The sequence below is a fragment of the Leadbettera azotonutricia ZAS-9 genome, assembly GCF_000214355.1.
Classification (GTDB): domain Bacteria; phylum Spirochaetota; class Spirochaetia; order Treponematales; family Breznakiellaceae; genus Leadbettera; species Leadbettera azotonutricia.
Window position 1 is genome coordinate 2,069,943 of the sequence record NC_015577.1, and the last position, 15,436, is coordinate 2,085,378.

At 47.8% G+C, this 15,436-nt stretch carries 13 protein-coding genes; 6 read left to right on the forward strand and 7 right to left on the reverse strand.

Features of this window, described 5'->3' with window-relative positions; translation table 11 throughout:
* The 3 genes from TREAZ_RS09040 (at nucleotide 1) to TREAZ_RS09050 (ending at nucleotide 3,934) form a co-directional block, all read left to right on the forward strand.
* Complete coding sequence (locus TREAZ_RS09040) at nucleotides 1-858, forward strand: hypothetical protein (protein WP_015711535.1); 858 nt, start codon at nucleotides 1-3, stop codon at nucleotides 856-858.
* A gap of 177 nt (nucleotides 859-1,035) precedes the next feature.
* On the forward strand, nucleotides 1,036-2,301 hold the full coding sequence (locus TREAZ_RS09045) for a 6-hydroxymethylpterin diphosphokinase MptE-like protein (RefSeq protein WP_169312626.1): 1,266 nt from the start codon (nucleotides 1,036-1,038) through the stop codon (nucleotides 2,299-2,301).
* Nucleotides 2,294-3,934 carry a 6-hydroxymethylpterin diphosphokinase MptE-like protein gene (locus TREAZ_RS09050; RefSeq protein WP_043923016.1) on the forward strand — a complete coding sequence of 547 codons (1,641 nt, stop codon included), beginning with the start codon at nucleotides 2,294-2,296 and terminating at the stop codon, nucleotides 3,932-3,934. Before TREAZ_RS09045 ends, TREAZ_RS09050 begins: the two co-directional genes overlap by 8 nt.
* On the opposite strand, the gene amrB is transcribed toward TREAZ_RS09050, so the two are convergent.
* A complete protein-coding gene (gene amrB, locus TREAZ_RS09055; RefSeq protein WP_015711537.1) occupies nucleotides 3,929-4,795 on the reverse strand; it encodes an AmmeMemoRadiSam system protein B in 867 nt (288 codons plus the stop codon). The two genes, TREAZ_RS09050 and amrB, sit on opposite strands and share 6 nt — an antisense overlap.
* Before the next feature lie 77 nt (nucleotides 4,796-4,872).
* Between amrB and TREAZ_RS09060 the strand changes: the two genes are divergently transcribed.
* Nucleotides 4,873-5,994 carry a hypothetical protein gene (locus TREAZ_RS09060; RefSeq protein ID WP_015711538.1) on the forward strand — a complete coding sequence of 374 codons (1,122 nt, stop codon included), beginning with the start codon at nucleotides 4,873-4,875 and terminating at the stop codon, nucleotides 5,992-5,994.
* Here TREAZ_RS09060 and TREAZ_RS09065 read toward each other — a convergent pair.
* The 6 genes from TREAZ_RS09065 to TREAZ_RS09090 form a co-directional block, all read right to left on the reverse strand.
* On the reverse strand, nucleotides 5,982-6,911 hold the full coding sequence (locus TREAZ_RS09065) for a DUF4340 domain-containing protein (RefSeq protein WP_015711539.1): 930 nt from the start codon (nucleotides 6,909-6,911) through the stop codon (nucleotides 5,982-5,984). The two genes, TREAZ_RS09060 and TREAZ_RS09065, sit on opposite strands and share 13 nt — an antisense overlap.
* Nucleotides 6,901-8,514, reverse strand: a complete 1,614-nt coding sequence (locus TREAZ_RS09070) for a GldG family protein (RefSeq protein WP_043923017.1) — start codon at nucleotides 8,512-8,514, stop codon at nucleotides 6,901-6,903. The genes TREAZ_RS09065 and TREAZ_RS09070 overlap by 11 nt, the downstream gene beginning before the upstream one ends.
* A 1-nt stretch (nucleotide 8,515) precedes the next feature.
* Nucleotides 8,516-9,250, reverse strand: a complete 735-nt coding sequence (locus TREAZ_RS09075; RefSeq protein ID WP_015711540.1) for an ABC transporter permease — start codon at nucleotides 9,248-9,250, stop codon at nucleotides 8,516-8,518.
* Nucleotides 9,247-10,188 carry an ABC transporter ATP-binding protein gene (locus tag TREAZ_RS09080; RefSeq protein ID WP_015711541.1) on the reverse strand — a complete coding sequence of 314 codons (942 nt, stop codon included), beginning with the start codon at nucleotides 10,186-10,188 and terminating at the stop codon, nucleotides 9,247-9,249. Before TREAZ_RS09080 ends, TREAZ_RS09075 begins: the two co-directional genes overlap by 4 nt.
* Before the next feature lie 13 nt (nucleotides 10,189-10,201).
* Nucleotides 10,202-11,128, reverse strand: coding sequence for a ribonuclease Z (locus tag TREAZ_RS09085; protein WP_043923425.1), 927 nt, complete (start codon nucleotides 11,126-11,128; stop codon nucleotides 10,202-10,204).
* A gap of 125 nt (nucleotides 11,129-11,253) precedes the next feature.
* Nucleotides 11,254-13,734, reverse strand: a complete 2,481-nt coding sequence (locus TREAZ_RS09090) for a TOTE conflict system archaeo-eukaryotic primase domain-containing protein (protein WP_015711543.1) — start codon at nucleotides 13,732-13,734, stop codon at nucleotides 11,254-11,256.
* 261 nt (nucleotides 13,735-13,995) lie between these two features.
* On the opposite strand from TREAZ_RS09090, the gene TREAZ_RS09095 reads away from it, so the two are divergent.
* Both TREAZ_RS09095 and TREAZ_RS09100 read left to right on the forward strand, forming a co-directional pair.
* Nucleotides 13,996-14,238, forward strand: coding sequence for a hypothetical protein (locus tag TREAZ_RS09095; protein ID WP_015711544.1), 243 nt, complete (start codon nucleotides 13,996-13,998; stop codon nucleotides 14,236-14,238).
* An 860-nt stretch (nucleotides 14,239-15,098) separates the two neighbouring features.
* Complete coding sequence (locus tag TREAZ_RS09100; RefSeq protein ID WP_015711548.1) at nucleotides 15,099-15,422, forward strand: BrnA antitoxin family protein; 324 nt, start codon at nucleotides 15,099-15,101, stop codon at nucleotides 15,420-15,422.
* Nucleotides 15,423-15,436 lie beyond the last annotated feature (14 nt).

The window sequence follows — 15,436 nt, forward strand, 5'->3', positions numbered from 1 at the left end:
ATGGGGCTTTTAAGCAAAGCGGACAGAGCAAGCATAGATACCCAGCCTGCTGCCGATTTGGACCAAATGGGAAAAGCCCTCCGCGACAGGATACGAAGGCTTCCCCCGAAAAAGACAGCCCCTTATACGGCTTTAAGCCTGATGAAAGCCTATAGCTCTTTTCAGGCTGGCATCTGCCTTTCCTTAAGGAAGGGGGTTTATACAAGCTATGCCTCTGTTGGCCTGGGCATTGAAAAAATCAATATAGATGCAGAAAAATTGTATACCCCTCAAAATGCTTCATCCAAATACTTCAAGCTTGATCAAAGCGAAACACTTGGAGTAAAGTACCTGGATTCTGATATCTCCATTTGGATCTTTCCCCTAGACAAAGAACACCCCTGGGGTGCTGTGCTGCTATTGGGGGCTGATGGTGCCTCGCTTTTTAACCCCGAACCCATAGCCATAATCCTTGAAGGCATTCAGGATATTATCAACCCTCAAATAGACAAAATCATTCAGAGGGATTCAAAATTTTCCGCTGAAAGAAGCAGCGCTTCCAAGACAGATGAGATAGAAGCAACTATAAAGCAATACCATAAAACCAATCCTGCTTTTTCGGGGATTCTTGTAGAGCTGCCGAAAACCATCAACGAAGAAGATAAAAAGGGGGTTCCCCTGAAGATTTCGCATATGGTTTCCCTTTTTGGCATTGCGGCCCCCTTTCCTTCCAACCACAGCCTTATATTGATACCAAGGCAGGCGGACAGAGATTTAATAGCCCACAGGCTAAAAAACAGCCTTAAGACAAATATCCTGGCGGCCTTCGATGCAGACAGCCCCGAAGAAGCCTTAAAAACCCTGCAACCCTTCCTTTAGGCCATGCAACAGGGGAATATAAAGTCCTTACATTCCCGCTATAATCCCCATGGGGAAGCGGAAAAATACCTTAACACTCTTGCATTTAATCCAAAAGTAAAAGTTTTTCTTTTAATTGAACCGGGATTAGGGTACCTTGTTCCCCTGTTGCGAAAGAGGAATCAGAAGGCGAAAATCTTGGCCCTGCATGCTGCCAATCCTGCCCAATTCGGGAATTATCCAAAAGAGAACCGGCCCGATGCTTCCTGGCTGCCCGAATCACAACTTTCCCTGCAAGAATTCCTGGAAAGCGAAATTCCCGATTTAGAGGGAGCTGAAATAAAGGTAATTGAATGGAGGCCTAGCCTCAGTCTTTATGGGGAATCCTATGTGCAGCTGCTTTCGGAAGCTGCAAAATTTATTAAGCGTATTGATGCTAATGCCAGGACAGTAAAAGCATTTGGTTTGAAATGGTTTAAAAATTTTTTCAGGAATATCAATATAATTGGCCAGGCTGTTTTTCCCGTAACTCTGGATTTCCCCATAGTCATGACAGGCGCAGGGCCCGGGCTTGAAGACACTATTCCGTTAATACGTGAAAACCGTTCAGCCTTGTTTGTGCTGGCTGTATCATCTTCTGTTGCATCGTTGAAAGCGGCAGGCATAAAACCTGATTTAGTGCTTGGCACTGACGGTGGAAACTGGGCTTTGCTCCACTTCCATGAATGTTTCAGGGGGGAAGCGTCAAACCAGGCTATTGCGGCTTCGTTGAGCGCAGCCCTGCCCTCCCAATGCGGGGAATCCCCTGTCTTGACGATCAGCGACTCCAGCCTCTGGCAGGATCTTGTTTTAAAAGGCCTTGGGATACCCTATATCAGCCTGGCCCAGAGGGGGACTGTCACGGCTACGGCACTGGATCTTGCTTTTTATCTTACCAGGGGCACTGTTTTTTTTACCGGTGTGGATCTTTCAAATAAGGATATCAGAACCCATGCCAGGCCTTACAGTTTTGATATGCTTTGGGAAGAAAAATCCTGCCGGCTTAACCCTTTTTATTCGCAAATTTTCAGCCGTTCCGAGGATATAAAAACAGGGGGAAGCCATTCTATCTATGCATCCTGGTTTAAAACCCAACTTGAAGCCTATCCCAAGCGCCTTTATTCCCTTGGCCCGAACAATCCTGTTTTTGAAAATCTTGCTGTTTCCTCCCTTGGCAAAGCCCTTGAAGCAAAAGGAAATTCCCTTTCCCCTATTAAAACAAAAACACTTAGTTTCCCCGAAAATCCCGCAAAAACGGGGGCTAAGATATTAAAATCCGCATTGATAAACCCATTGTACACTGCAAGGCTTATAGAAGAATTGTGCCCTTTACTTTGCCCTGAAGAAGCGCCCATTTCCCTGGATGAATTGGGAGAATCCCTAATGGCGGTGCTTAAACCTTATTGGGGGCAGGGACGTGAATAGACAGTATTTATTTGAACGAAACATGCTGGCTTTATCAGGCAAGGACGCTTCCCTTTGTTCAAGGCTTTCTGCGGCCGAGACCACCCGGGGGTATTACCGTTTCCTCGAATCCCGGAGCGGTGAAACCATTCCCGCCCGGGTGGATGCTTCGGGCTCGGCCCACCCCCTCCATTCCCTGATTGATCCCGAACGGGAAGGCAAACGGCTCATGGAAACCCTTGGCAATGAAGGCCTCGTTATGCTCCTGGGTCTGGGGGGCGGTTTTTCGGCCCAGGCAGCCCTTGAAAGGGAAGAAACATCCCTTGTTTTGGTCATTGAATACAACATTGACAGTGTTGCTGAACTTCTTGCGTCAAAAGATTATGTTGCCTTGTTTCAGGATCCCCGTTTTCATCTCCTGGTTGATCCCGACCCTGAAATCCTTGAAGAATACATACTCGATATTTACCAGCCCGTGCTTTCGGGAGGAATCAGGACCTTCCCTCTCAGGGCAAGGACTGAATATGAAAAAGAAGCTTTTATTGGCGCAGGGGAGGCTGTTGAATCGGCACTGGAAAAAATCTCCGCCGACTATTCAGTCCAGGCTTATTTTGGCACCCGCTGGTTTTCCAATGTCATACGGAACCTTAAAAAAGCAGAAAACTCCCCCAGCCCCCTGTCGCCCATACGCAGGGCTGCTGTTGCCGCCGCAGGGCCTTCGCTCAATATTCAAATTCCGGAAATAAAAGAAAAGCGCAAGAATTTTTTTCTGATAGCCGCAGACACAAGCCTCCCTGCGCTTGTAACAGAAGGCATTATACCTGATGCGGTGGTTTCTATAGATTGCCAGCATATTTCCTATTATCATTTCATGGAGGGGCTTCCTGAAGAAACCCTCCTCTTTCTGGATTTGGCAAGCCCTCCCCTGATAGCGTCACGCTCAAAAGAACCCCATTTCTTTTCGGGCGGCCATCCCCTTACAAGGTATATTTCCAGGGCATGGCGCTCATTTCCCGAGCTGGATACATCAGGCGCCAATGTCACCTATGCCGCGCTTTCCCTGGCAGAAAAATTGGGCGCCCAGGCAATCGAAGTCTACGGCGCGGATTTCTCATACCCGTCGGGCCTTAGTTACGCCAGGGGGACATATATTCACCCGTATTTTGAAATACGCCAGAACAGGCTTTCTTCACTTGAATCGCTTCATTCAAATTTTCTTTACAGAAGCCCTTTGGAAAAGAAAATAAAATCCGATGGTTCCTGGTATTACGAAACAAAATCATTAAAATTTTACCGTGAGAAGCTTGAAGGAAAAAGCCTTTTGATGAACCCCGAAATAATCCCTGCCATGGGCATAGGGGCGCCCATCAATATTGCCGCCAAAAACAGGACCTATGCCATGAGCCGGGACCTAAGCATCTTTTCCCAGGGCCCCGCCCGCATGAAGGCGGAAAAATTCCTTGCCCTCTACAGGCAGGCAATTGAAGCCCTTCCCCCCATCGGGAAAGATCTCAAAGATGAGGAACAAACCATACTCACCACCCTGCTCCCTGCTGCGGCTGCCTTTAAACGGAGAATGCCATTATTGAAGCCTTACGAGCTCATTGAAGAAACAAAAGCCTGGTGCATCAAAGAGATAGATTCCGCCTTATAAATACACGATGGAAGCGTAGCCTACAAAAGACTCAGGGGTTTCGCCACCCAAAGCCTCGGCGCTGGTACGGTAATCCAGTAATTTCGGCTTTAAACCGTTTTGGGAAGCAAAGCCCATAGCCCCAAGGACTGCCCCTGCAGAACAGGCGGAGGCATCCTCTTCAGAGCGGGCAAGAACCTCATCGGGATTCCCCTTGAGCACAGCCTTGATAAAAGCAGCGTCATTAGTGCCGCGCACCCAATCAAGGGCTTTTTTGCCCATCCCCATGGGCGAAAATCCATAATTAGCTCCATAATGGGTCAGATCGGTAGAACCCAGGACTGCCAATTTCCGCCCCAGGGCTTTTGCGGCTTCGGCAAGTATACAACCCCATTCAGATGCCCGGGAATCTGCCGGAAACCTCGCCCAAAGCAATTGAGCCTTGGGGAAAAAATAATGCACCATGGGGATAAGGACTTCGACAGTATTGTCCTTGTACTTGTCCGGCCTGGATTCAACCCTGGCCCGGATAAAATCCCGCAGCTTGCGGTCCATATTCATAGTGCCGAAAGGCGTCTTTACCCCATCCTCTTCAGCCAGGAGCATAGGGACGCCCGCAGGGAGATGGCCACCAATGATTGCCACAGTGTCGGCATCCTTTGCAAGGCTTGAAACAGAGGCCGCCGCAGTGATACCGGAAAAGAACCAGCCTGCGTGAGGGCTGATGGCAGCATATGCATGAGCATCTGCTGCACCCCCTGAGAAAGGGCTGCCCCCTGAGAAAGGGCTGCCCTTTGAAAAAGGGCTTAGGAATTCTTCAATTTCGTGGAGATTCCTGGGGTACCAGCCTGCCGGAAGAGAGGGTTCCCGTAAATTCATCATTATAATTTAGCATGGTATGGAGAAAAGGTATATAATTTCCGATAATTTATAAAGAGAAATAACATTAAGGAAGGATCATGGGTGTTTCAGGCAAAACATCGCTCGTTTCCTCAGTAATAGCTGCCGTTTGCATCTTTTTGTACATAGCAGCCATTGCCTTGGGGGCAGTAAGGATTATTTCGGGCATAGGGGATCGCCGGGTTCTGATAGAAGAGGAATGCAGCGATCTGACCGACAGGGCCAATTCCGCAGCTATTCTCGGATTTATGAGCCAGGGCTATCAGGAATCCATAAGTGATGCCCTGAACAGCTCCAAAACCCTTTTGGGGATTATTATTTCAGGTTCTTCAGGTGAATACGGCTTTGAACGCCAACCGGGAAGCGTCATCACCTGGATTGGGAATTCAGGACGCTTCAAGACTGGTTTCGGCCTTCCTTCCGAACCGTATCACCGGAACCTGCGCATAGATGGCCAGCGCAATGCCACAATCCGGATCCTGTATAGCTATGTTGATTATGATTTCTTTATCATCACCTTGAAAAACACCCTGCTCTTCATTCTGGCAGGTCTTGCTATCGCAGTCCTCACCCTTTTGATAGAGCTTGCCGCAAAGAACCGCACAAGCTATTATCGTGCCCCTTCCACAGCCCCCTGGACTGATGAAACCGAAAAAGAACCCCCTGTTGCGCAGGGGCTATATTCGCCCAGAGGTAATGTAGGCTGGGAATCTTATACCCATGACAGGCTTGAAGCCGAGCTTCACCGCTGCGCTTCATCCGAGCAGGATCTTTCTTTTATTGTGATGGAATACACTGCGGAAGAACCTGATCCTGCCTTTTACAAAGCCTTTGCGGATGAGGCGGTAAGCTTCTTTAACCTGAGGGATTTGATATTCGAAAAAGGCGGACAGGGCCTTGCGGTCATTATACCCGGCATAGATGTGGATCTGGGCTTTGCAAGATCCGAAGAATTCCACAGCAGGATAAGTAAAAAATTCCCCCAGTATTTTGCAAATCGCGAAGACCTCTGCATAGGCCTTTCTTCCAGGGCAGGCAGGCTCATTGAAGCAAAACGCATCATGTTTGAAGCATCCCAGGCTTTAAACAAAGCCATGGAGAGTAAATCATCTCCCATCGTGGCATTTAAAAGCGATCCCGAAAAATACCGGGAGTTTATTTCCAAAAATCACGGCCAATAAGAGGCTTCCCGGAAAATGCGGCTTATAGCCCATTCGGCCAAAGAATACACAAAGGGGGAATTCGTTATTGACGAGTTCCTCCTTTTTTCTTCCCCTGATGCGCCAACCTTAAGCTCCCTGATTGTGCCATCCCCCAATTCAAGGGTGATGCTGGCTTCATTAAAACCATTAGTGTCAGGGGAAGATGCAAAACTTTCTGCCTCTGCGTCAATAATTGCCCGCACCCAGGATTCGGCTTTTGAAGTTTCCACAGCCAATAGCGAATCTGAAAGCTGCCAGCCGTTGTTGACCCTGGAAAGGGCATAGGCAGCCCCGTCGCCCGGAAGCGGGTTAACACGCACCCTTTGCACTGTGCCTATATTGAGACCCGGAAAAAGCCTGAGGTCGAGCCAGGAATTTTTGGAGCCTTCCGTATAAAGGGTAAACACGTCTTCCCCCGAACGGGCTTCATTTTGGTTTGCCTTCCGCAAATACAGCCCGCTGCCCGGGGCATCGGCAAAACCCACGAGGAGATCCAAAAGGGGAAGCCCTGCCCCGCCCCTCACGGTAATGCGTGACGCCTTTCCCTCAACAAGGCCAAGCCTTTCCATTGCCGAAGCTGAAGTGGAACGCACAGGAAAACTATTCCTCATTGAGAGAACCCGAAAAAGATCCCCTACCCTGGACTGTTTAACAGGATAATCAATAGTGCCTTCAGAAATGACCCAAAGATTGTTTTTCCTGCTCAAAACCGTATTGCCCTGAGAACCGGCGATTTCAATTCTATCAGCCCTGTCGAGGAGGTCGCTTGTTATCCAGGCATAGGCTGAACTTTTAGCTCCTTGCCTTTCAGGATCAAAAATGATGGTCAGTATGTATGACAAAGCTAAAACCAGTACCAGGCCCGAAAGAAGGGTAAGCTTTTTTTTATAAATCATGGTTATCCCCCTTTGTTGATTTTTGTTCATTGCGCCGCTTTATGGAAAGGAAGAGCCCAATGGTAACCACAAGCAGAGGAACGGCGAACACATTGAGGCCCTTGGAAAAATTCATGGCAGCCGCCTTTTTCTTTGCGTCCTGTATCTTGTTGAGCCTTCCCGCTTCCCCCTGGCGGCTGCGGATGGAGATGATGTCATCATCGCTGGAAAGCCAGTCTGCCGCATTGAGGAGGAAGCTGAGATTCCTGTCCTCGCCCCGGGAAACCTGCATAAAGTTTCCCGCAAAATCCGTATCCCCGATTACAATAATACGCGAAGGGGAAGGGACTGGAGGCAGGTCGGGGAGTATTTCTTCCGAGCCTTCCCGAATTGGTTTTGGGCTTCCTCTAAAGGCGCTGGGGAAGCCCCCCTGAAGGGATGCGCCGAGGATTTTTGTCCCCCTGGTTTCGCCTGCTTCCTGTTCAGCAAGGGAGAGCATGTCAGGGTTGGTAATAAAATCCTTTGTCTGGAGCCATGCCTCGGGGGTGCTGGTAAAAAGAGGTTCAGCTTGTACTCCCGCCGGGGGCTTGAGTTCCAGAGGGCTTGGCCAATAGAGGTCGATGCCCTTAAAACGGGCAGTTACAGCATGGTTTTTATTTCCGTTTTGTTCCAGCACGCCTATCCATTCAGGATAACGCATGGTGCGGTATTGGGTAACATTCCCGCTCCGTATCTGAAAAGTGATTTGCAATGCGGAAGTGTCAAGAACCATGGCAGGCCGTATAACAGCGCCATAATTTGCGACCATGGCGAAAAGCCCCTGATCCGCCACAGCCCCTGCCTCAAGCCCGCTTTGAGTATTGACCGAAATTCCTTCCAGTGCAAAAAGGGTTTTGCCCCCTGTTTGTATATAATGATCGATGCGGTAGAGGGCCCAGGCGTCAAGATCGGCCGCGCCCCCCAGCACAAAAAGGCTGGGCAATGACGCAGGGATTTCATCGCCAGGGGCAATGAGCCGGATCTTATATCCTGCTGCGGCAAGCTCCTGGTTAAGATAGCCGAATTCGGTGTTCCACTGTTTTGCGGGAGATCCCACAATAATGCCAATTTCACGTTCCCTGTCCAAAACAAGGGATCTGATCCTGGATGTAAGATCGTATTCCAGGGTATCCAAAGAAAACACCACAGGGAGAACCGCGCGTTTTTCAAGATATTCGATGGTCACGCCTGTATAGACTGTAGCTACCGTAGTTTCATTATTTTCCACTACCTGGATCTGCTGCGGGGCTATGCCAAGTTCTTCCATGAGACCGGCAAGGTTAGCTTTAATCGGGTCGCGCTGGGTAAAGCGTATTTTTCCTCTTGAATGGGCTGCATATTCCCTTAAAAGATCAGAAATTTCTTCCGGCAGGGGATGCGCCCGGGCAAGGCGATCCGAAATATAATAGGTGATGCTTACAGGGTCGGGTATCTCTTTATAGAGGTTCCTTGAAACTTCAGAGATGGTGTATGCCTTGTTCTTGGTAAGATCCAGGCGGAACCAGATCCTGCTGCTCAGCATAAAAGCCAGAACAAAGGCCGCGACAGAAAGGATGGCAATGATATTGATTTGCTTTTTTGTCATGTTACGCCCTCTTCCTGTAGATCAGTACTTCAGTATTCAAAAAGAGGAATAAACCGGTAGTAAGGATAAAAAAGGCCAGATCCCGGGAATCCAAAAGCCCCCGGGAAAAACTTTCAAAATGGAAGGAGAGGGAAATATAATTGATGAACAGGCTAAGCCATGAGGGAAGCCCTGCCCAAAGGGTGATCTGATTTAACAATATTACTGCCATGAGCACCACCGCAGTTCCAAGGAAAGCTCCTGCCTGGTTCTTTGCCAGAGCCGACAGGAAAAGCCCCAGGCTTATGGCAGCACAGCCCAGAAACACAGCACCGGCATATTCACCAATTATGACGCCGGGATCAAAATTGCCCAGGGGGATAAGGCTTAAAGGAACCGGCAGTGTTAGTACTAACAGTGACAGCAATACTGCGAATGAAGAAATAAACTTCCCCAAGCATAACTCCCATTCGGAGAAAGGCATGGTTAACAGTATTTCAACACTGCCAAGTTTTTTTTCTTCTGCCCAGCTTTTCATGGTAAGCACAGGGATAATGAGTATATAGACGAGAGGAAAACCAGCAAAAAAGGGCCTGAGGCTCGCAGTATCCATGATAAAAAAACGCTGAAGATAAAAAAGCCAAACCGACACAAACACCAAAAAGAAAACAGCAATACCGTAAAACGCCGGTGAATAAAGGGAAGAGTAGCACTCTTTCCGTGCCAGGGCCAAAGCCCGTTTGGATATGATACTCATGATGCATGCTCCTCGGAAGTGAGCTTTACAAAAATATCTTCAAGGCTGAGACGCTTCCTGTTCATGCTGAGTATTTTGAAATTATGGGAAACAGCCCAGTCGAAAATCCTTTCGCCTGCGTCTGCATCCTGTATGCTGAACACAAGTTTTACTATTCCCGCTTCGACAGCTTCAATGCTTGCGGAATGAGGATCTATGCCTAACCCTCCCAGACAGTTTTGCAGGCTTTGCTCATGGGCTTTGAGGAGAATGTCCCAGGTGTCCCTGCCCTTCATGGTTCCTGCGATTTCTTCGCTCGTGCCCTTGGCTGCTATATGGCCCTCGTTGAGGATAAGCACTTCCGAACAAACTGCCTCCACTTCCTGGAGTATATGGGTTGAGAGTATTACTGTTTTTCTCTTCCCCAATTCCCGGATAAGGGAGCGGATTTCTATGATCTGGTTGGGATCCAGGCCCGAAGTGGGTTCGTCCAGTATGAGAATGGGCGGATCGTGGATAATGGCCTGTGCCAAACCCACCCTCTGTTTGTAGCCCTTGGACAAAGTTTCGATGCGTTTATCCCGGAAATGGGTGAGCCCGCAGGCAGCAATCGCCGCATTTATTGCTTTGAGCCGCTCCGGTTTGGGGATAAGCCTTGCCTCGGCCATGAAGCCCAAATATTCAGCAGGGGTCAGATCGCCGTAAAGGGGAACGCTTTCGGGGAGATAGCCTATGCGTTTCTTTACCTCCACAGGATCATCCTCTACGGAAATGCCGTCTATAATGGCAGCCCCCTTTGAAGGGAAATGGTAGCCCGTGAGGATCTTCATAATGGTGGTCTTGCCTGCCCCGTTAGGGCCAAGAAAACCCAGGACCTGATCCTGCCCAACCGAAAAAGAAACATCCTTTACTGCTTCAAATGCACCGTAACGCTTTGACAGATTCTGCACTTCTATCATTTTCTCACCACCTCTAGTCAATAAAATCTATAGGTAAAACCATTCTATCCCTTGAAAGTACCGTATCAGGAAATATGGCTTCCGCCTCTTTTAATACCTGCTTGAGATCATACTCGGTGTAACGGGGGCTATAGTGAATCAGCGCCAGCTTCTTTACCTTGGCATCCAGGGCAATCCGGGCAGCCTGTTCTGCGGTCATGTGCTTCTTTTCCCTGGCGCTTTCGAGAAGAGCCTGCTCAAACATGCCTTCGCAGACAAAAAGATCCGAGCCTGCCACTTCCGCCGATATTTCCGGGAAGGCGAGAGTGTCGGTAACAAAGGAAAATTTGCGGCCCGAACGGAAAGCGCCAAGTACCTGTTCGGGCCTTACTTCCGAGCCGTCTTCAGCCCACACAGCCTCTCCCGACTGGAGTTTTGACCAGAGGGGACCCATTTTAACCCCAAGGGCCATAGCCTTATCGGGATGGAATTCACCGGGCCTGATATCTTCTTCGAGGGTATAGCCGTAGCAAGGCTTGGTATGGCGAAGGGGGAAGGCCCTCACTTTATAGCCCTCGCCCTCGTAAACTACGCCAGGGGCGGTAATCTCTTTTACGATGATTTCATAGTTGATGTACATATCCAAAACCCGTCTGCTTGTTTCGATATACTCAGCAATGCGCGGAGGCCCGATTATATAAAGGGGATCGTCCCTGTCAACCTGGGACGAAAGCATAAGCAGACCCGGAATACCCGTAACATGATCAGCGTGGGTATGGCTTATAAAGATAACGGAAATCTTCTTCCACCTGAGGTTGAGCTTGCGCAGGGACACCTGGGTCCCTTCGCCCCCGTCAAACAGAAAAAGCTCCCCTTCCCGCCTTAAAAGCACAGACGTAAGATGCCGGTTGGGCAGAGGCATCATGCCCCCACAGCCAAGTATAAAGGCTTCAAGATTCATGGATGGCAGTATACCGAAAAGACGACAATTTTTCCAGCCCCAAAAAAGAACCGTCACCCCCGGAACATCCCGCGAACCGGCAAGCATTCGATTAAAAAATATCCAATTACTAATTCCAAATACTGCTAATCGAAAATGTTAAACCCCAAAGATTTATATCCGTTAACCCGCTTATTATACATTCGCAGTAAAACCGGGACTTTCTCGTCCACATAATCGTATATCCTGGTTTCTGTTTTTCCATAATAGGTACGGTTGAGCCGTCCTGCATATTGTATTAAAGTACCTTTCCAGGAGAAGGGAAAAACAAGAAAGAGCGTATCAAGACAAGGCAAATCGAAACCCTCGCCAAGGTATTTTCCGGTTGCCAGTATTATTCTATGAGCATCAGACGGCTCATTTTGAATATTCTCCATGATGGTCTTTAGCTGCTTTTTTCCGAGGCCGCCTTTCAACACAAAAAGATAATCTGTAAACCGGAGAAGGGCTTCCTCTAACAAGGCAAGGTGATCGATCCGTTCACTGAGAACAAGAATCTCCCGTCCCTCGGTAAAAGCTGCGACAATATCCTGTATGATTTGCCTGTTCCTGTTTTCATCCATCCATAAATGCCTGAAAATATCCTGAATTTCGAGAGGCTTATCCTCTGTTGCCGGTAGTTGAAATTCGGTATAATGAGGTATAACTTTTTGAATGAATTGAGTATTACTTTGCCGCACTGAATATCGAATGTCACCCAAATTCATGATGACTATGGGTTGCTGCCCATCCTTGCGGGTTACGGTTGCCGAAAGACCCAGGCGGTAATAGGCAGGACATTTCCTGATGATGCTTTCAAAGGAGGATGCTGAAATATGATGGCATTCGTCAACAATTATCTGACCATAATCCTTTACCCAATCTGCGACATTTCCTTTTTTGCTGATGCTTTGCATGACTGCAATATCAATGATCCCGGTCCGTTTCTTTTTAGCCCCGCTAAAGCAACCGATTTCAGTCTTTGGAATATTCAAAAATTGCTGTATCCTTTCCACCCATTGATCCAGCAATTGTTTACGGTGGACAAGGATTAAGGTGTTGACTTTTCGATGGACAATCAGCCACAACGCAATAACTGTTTTTCCGAAAGCCGTGGACGCAGAAAGTATCCCTGTGGGGTTAATTGCCATCGCATCTGCCGCAGCTTTTTGTTCAGCATACAATTCCCCCTGAAAACTGACATTGATCGGCGTTCCGTGGTTTTGCTTATCCTGGAACTGCGGCGTAATATGATAAAAATCAAAAATCTTTGTCAGCTCACTAAGGCAACCGATGGGGAGTCCGATATATTCCGGGAAAAACTCGTAACAATAAAGAATTCGCGGCTTGTTCCAGGTAGGAAGACGCATTGCCTGCGCCCGGTAGAATTCGGGATTTGAAAAGGATGCCAGACGCAGGATACGGTTGCGGAGTATCGGCGGAAGACCGGTATGATTTATATAAATTTGATCCGAAATAATTACATCAATTACGGAGGGCAAGGGATCCATAATAGCGGGCAGCGTGTAAGGAAACTGCAGGCTTCCGGGTTTCCTTTGCCAAGGTTTATCTTCACTGTCAATTTCAAGGGGATTGAACGATACCGGAAGCAATTCGTTACGTTCCAGAGCAGTTTGTATGATCGCGTCAATCGTTTCTTCATCAATTCGTTTTATTGAAGCAAGGTATTGCCATTGGTCAAGATAAGGAACCATATCAGGATCAAGAAAAACACTGTGATTTTTTACCCGCGCTGCTTTTTGCAGGGGCAAGGCGATAAGGTTGCCAAATCCGCCTTTGGGCAGGGTGTCCTGATTAGGGAAAAACCGGTCAAAGGAGTCGAGCCCTATTTCGGGCCGCCGGTCGAGGGTCCGGGTCATTAAAAGGGAACCAAGTTTCCTGGCCTTGGACGCCGGTATCGGGTGGTCAAAGAAAATCCAGATGTGAGCACCATTTCCGGATCGGGAACGCTCAACACTGGCGGGAATCCCTTCTGTCTGACATGTTTCAAAAAAAGCCTTCACGTCTTCCTGCCATGATTGTTTGTCGAAATCGACAGCCAATAAATGACAGGTTTCATTTTGCAGCAAAGGATATATCCCCATTACGAAAGGACTTGGTTTACCCCAGTCGGTACGGGATGGAATAAACCCTGCGAGGTGGTTTCTAATAACCTCATCGGTTACAGGTTCAAAAGATCGATGAGGGCAGACACCGCAGGCCACTTGGGCTTTCTCGCATACTTCCCTAACCCATTCATTTTTACAGACCGGTTGATAGCCCGATTTTCCCGTCTTTTTGCTTTCAAACCGTTTGGCGTATATATCTTCTCTTCCCCTGAAGAGTGAACGGAACAGGGTGATTTTATCTTCGGGAGCGGAATGGTTATTGATGCCGGGGCTGCTGGCATCCTCAGTCGGGTTTTGGAGTATCAAACTCTCGACCGGCGATTCAACTTTTACTGGTTCGGTTGCGATTGCATGAGGCTCCGTCTTAAGCTGGACGAGTTCAGCTTTCTTCTGTAAAAGCAAACTTTCAAGATCAGCAATTTCAGCTACAAGCGTTTCGATAGATGCTGCTTCGTCCATGTTATTTTTTCACTAATTTATGGCAGGGCCTGAGTGTGCGGGGTATTCCCGAACGGCAACGCCTAGCCCGGTGGTTGGATTGAACTCTTTCATATCCTGCAAAATCCACCCGGAGTCGGTGGGTTTTAGTCCGTTCTGTCCATTGTTTTGCCGAATGACGGTAGATTTTGCCATTCAAACCCTTTTTATGGTAACTATTGTACCATAAATCCAGTTTTTATGCTAGAAATGTCAGGTGAAATCTGTGGAGGTTTTAGTATTATGAAAACTATTGAAGAATATATGAATGATCCTGATATTCAAACTATGCCCGAATATTTGCGGGAAATCCATGCGGCCCGCCATCTGATTCAGGATGAGACTGTCGGAATGTCAGCCGAAGAGGAAGCGAAATACCATCGGAAAAAGACAGATGAACTCTTTGCAAGGTTGGGACTTCCCCAACCCCAATATGTTGATTTTTCCGGTCAAGGCCGTCTGGATCTCACGAGACTGCCCTATTAGCCGGAAAGTCAGCATAGTAGGACAGAACTTCAAGAGCAAAACTTACCGGATTTATCCGGGCAATCTTGTTTGATTCGTAACGAGGGTACATACCCAAGAATTCGCTCCCGCGAGGGAGCCTTGGGGCGTTATAAATGGTATGTACCCGAGTCTAATACCTTTAAAGAACAACCATACCCCGACCGCTCTGCGGGGTTGGCTGATTTTGGGTTTTCGGGCAGCCCATCATCAAGCCATTTTTAGGCTATGGTTTCGGCTTTTCTCTCATCGCTGGTTCCCGTTGAGCGAGTAGCGACCTGTTTTCTTGTAACAGTGTCCATGAGGATGAATTGAAAATTGTCTCCGGAGTTTCTTTACCTTAGATAATAATGACGCATTTTCTTTCCCTTTTGGCACGAATTTGGTAATTCAGTCCAATAGTATGAATGAAAACACGCCTTTTGCGGTGGTAGCGTTTTCTTAATTTGAGTTAATTCCTTGTAACACAACAAATTAGCTTCTTTTTGGGGAGTGGAGGATTTGAACCTTCGAAGGCTGAGCCAACAGATTTACAGAACCCCGATAATGCCCCATGCAAGCCTATACAGTCTTATTGTGTATCATTTTAGCCCATTTTGATTGATTATTCAAGCTATTTGACGTATTTTGGCGTATTCCGGCCTAGACTGCATTACCTTGACATAGACGTTTTTGTGTCGATCTCTGTGTCGTTTTTGGAATCCTTGACAGAGCATACAAAAAGTAATACATCATGAATAAGGTAATTGAAAAGACCCTTTTTGTGGTATATGCCGAAAAAGGGAATGGCAAACAATTAATCACGGCCCGCCTGGCTACAAAGGCGGAAAGGAGATCATACAATGGCTATTATAGAATCGACGGTGAAGGTTGGACAAAAGCCACCTAAAGAAGCATTAAAGCGGATCCGTAAAGAAATTAAGGAAGCCGCAAAATTCCCTATAAACCTTGAGGATGCGCCGGAACTTTCCCCGGAGGCTCTTAAGGAATTTGCCCACCTGGCGGCAGAGCGGAACCGGCAGAAAAAGCGACAAGTAGTAACCCTGCGCCTTGTCCCTGATTGCCTTTCAAAATATAAGTCTCTGGGTAAAGGGTATACCAGCATAATGGCCGATGTGCTGAACTATGCCGCGAATAATCCGGAAATACTTTCAAAGTTTCGGTAATAGCTCTTTTTTCT